General features: G+C 72.4%; 3 protein-coding genes. All 3 read left to right on the forward strand.

Annotated elements, in window-relative coordinates:
• Positions 1-89 precede the first annotated feature (89 nt).
• Positions 90-1,235, forward strand: coding sequence for an ROK family glucokinase (locus P1P70_RS43615; RefSeq protein ID WP_012999673.1), 1,146 nt, complete (start codon positions 90-92; stop codon positions 1,233-1,235).
• Positions 1,232-1,813, forward strand: a complete 582-nt coding sequence (locus P1P70_RS43620) for a sugar kinase (protein ID WP_319247912.1) — start codon at positions 1,232-1,234, stop codon at positions 1,811-1,813. The genes P1P70_RS43615 and P1P70_RS43620 overlap by 4 nt, the downstream gene beginning before the upstream one ends.
• Positions 1,814-1,973: 160 nt before the next feature.
• On the forward strand, positions 1,974-2,267 hold a 294-nt coding region (locus tag P1P70_RS43625; RefSeq protein ID WP_319247914.1), incomplete at its 3' end, for a hypothetical protein.

Genomic DNA, 2,267 nt, shown 5'->3' on the forward strand with positions numbered 1-2,267 from the left:
GCCCCCACTCACCCGCACCCGCAAAACAACCGTCGGCGCCCCCCGCCCCCACGCCGCACCGAGCGGAGCGCTAAGGCAGAATCGGCCCGATGAGCACTTACCGCGACTTCACCCACCGCGGCTCCGCGCGGGCCACCGTCCTGCGGACCGTGGGAACGCGCGAGCGCCGCTCCCACCTGACGGCACCCCGCGTCCCCACCGTCGGCATCGACATCGGCGGCACGAAGGTGATGGCGGGCGTCGTGGACGCCGACGGCAACATCCTGGAGAAGCTCCGCACGGAGACCCCGGACAAGTCCAAGAGCCCCCAGGTCGTCGAGGACACCATCACGGAACTGGTCCTGGACCTCTCCGACCGGCACGACGTGCACGCCGTCGGCATCGGCGCCGCCGGCTGGGTGGACGCGGACCGCAACCGCGTACTGTTCGCCCCCCACCTGTCCTGGCGGAACGAACCGCTGCGCGACCGCCTCGCCGGCCGGCTCGCGGTGCCCGTCCTCGTCGACAACGACGCCAACGCCGCCGCCTGGGCCGAGTGGCGCTTCGGCGCCGGCCGTGACGAGGACCACCTGGTCATGATCACGCTCGGCACCGGCATCGGCGGCGCGATCCTGGAGGACGGCCAGGTCAAGCGCGGCAAGTTCGGGGTCGCGGGTGAGTTCGGCCATATGCAGGTCGTGCCCGGCGGCCACCGCTGCCCGTGCGGCAACCGGGGCTGCTGGGAGCAGTACAGCTCGGGGAACGCCCTGGTCAGAGAGGCCCGCGAACTCGCGGCGGCCGACTCCCCGGTGGCGTACGGGATCATCGAGCACGTCAAGGGGAACATCGGCGACATCACCGGGCCGATGATCACCGAGCTGGCCCGTGAGGGCGACGCGATGTGCATCGAGCTGCTCCAGGACATCGGCCAGTGGCTCGGCGTCGGCATCGCCAACCTCGCCGCCGCCCTCGACCCGTCCTGCTTCGTCATCGGCGGCGGCGTCTCGGCCGCCGACGACCTGCTGATCGGCCCGGCCCGGGACGCCTTCCGCCGCCATCTCACCGGCCGCGGCTACCGTCCCGAGGCCCGGATCGCCCGCGCCCAGCTGGGCCCCGAGGCCGGCATGGTGGGCGCCGCCGACCTCGCCAGACTCGTCGCCCGCCGCTTCCGCCGCGCCAACCGCCGCCGGGTGGAGCGGTACGAGCGCTACGCACGGTACGTGGAGGCCCGTCGCACCACCCAGGACACCGCGTGACCGCCGCGGTGCCCCACCAGGGCGCCTCCCCCGAGGAACCGGAGCGGCCCGCCGAGGGCCGCCGCCACATGATCCGCCGCCGGGCGATCACCCTGGCGATCATCGTGCTGCTCATCGGCGTACCGGCCGGCTATCTGGTGATCTCCGCCAACCAGAGCCGCGACAGCGGCAAGGACAAGGAGAAGAAGTACTCGGCGACCGGCCTCACCGCCCACTGGCCCTCCCGGGTCCAGCAACGCCTCTACCAGGTGCCGATCCCGCCGTACTCCAAGCACGTCGCGTACTACGAGACGAACAACTGGAAGACCAGCCGTCTCTACGTGCAGTTCTACACGAGCAACGAGGGCCTGGAGAGCTTCCTCAACCAGATCGGCACCGGCACCGGCGACCTGGTCGAGGACAAGGCCGCGATCACCGCCCGCGACCGGGGGATCGTCGGCTGGGACTTCACCGGCACCGGCCCCTGGTACGGCCTCGTGAACGACCAGAAGAACCCCGAGCCCACCCACGACATCGTCGTGAACCGGTCCAACCCGGACCATCCGATGGTGTACGTGGTGTCGCGAACCGTGCCCTGACCTGCCCGGACACCGCCGTGGGCGGGCCCGCGCCAGCTCGACGCGGCCCGTTGTCAGACCCCGCCCGTAGAGTCGGAGACAGCTGATCGAGTCGAAGGCGGCTGATCCGAGCCGGACCGGAGACGGCTCATCCGACGAGGGGCGGGAGGTGACCGAAGGCATGCGGGACATGGCTGTTCCCGAGGCCGACCCGGCCGTACCCGCGCGGGCGTCCGTATCTGCCGGGACGTTCGCATCTGCCGGGATCTCCGTCCCCGTCCGGCTGGCCGCCGTGTTCCTCCCCGCCCCGCTGCCCCGGCACAGCAGGTTCGCGTTCTGGGACCCGGCGGGCGCGGACCCGCCTCCGGGCGCCGCCGAGGATCTCACCGTCGTACGGCCCCACGGCTCCGGCGCCCGCCGGGGCACCGTCCCCGCCCTGTGCCTGCCGGTCGGCGAGGCCCTCCCCCTGCTCACC

The sequence above is a fragment of the Streptomyces sp. MB09-02B genome (assembly GCF_033794485.1).
In the GTDB taxonomy this organism is placed as follows: Bacteria; Actinomycetota; Actinomycetes; order Streptomycetales; family Streptomycetaceae; genus Streptomyces.